Genomic DNA, 305 nt, shown 5'->3' on the forward strand with positions numbered 1-305 from the left:
GCGGGCAAGGATATCTTCGTGTTCGACACCAAGCCGAACAAGAAGACCAACCTCGACACGATCACCGACTTCAATGTCAAGGATGATACGATCTGGCTCGACAACGCCGTCTTCAAGAAGCTCGGCAAGGGCTCCGAGGCCAAGCCGGGCCAGCTCGCCAAGGGCTTCTTCACCATCGGCGACAAGGCCAAGGACAAGGACGACTACCTGATCTACAACAAGAAGACCGGCGTGCTGTCCTATGATGCCGATGGTTCGGGCAAGGGCACGGCGGTCGAGATCGCCAAGCTCTCCAAGAACCTCAA

Annotated in this window: 1 pseudogene; it reads left to right on the forward strand. The window is 57.4% G+C overall.

From position 1 onward, the window contains the following. Positions 1–18 precede the first annotated feature (18 nt). Positions 19–305 (forward strand): annotated as a pseudogene (locus tag AB4Y97_RS21085) (calcium-binding protein); the annotation flags it as partial.

The organism is Microvirga sp. 2TAF3 (assembly GCF_052114965.1).
GTDB lineage: Bacteria > Pseudomonadota > Alphaproteobacteria > Rhizobiales > Beijerinckiaceae > Microvirga.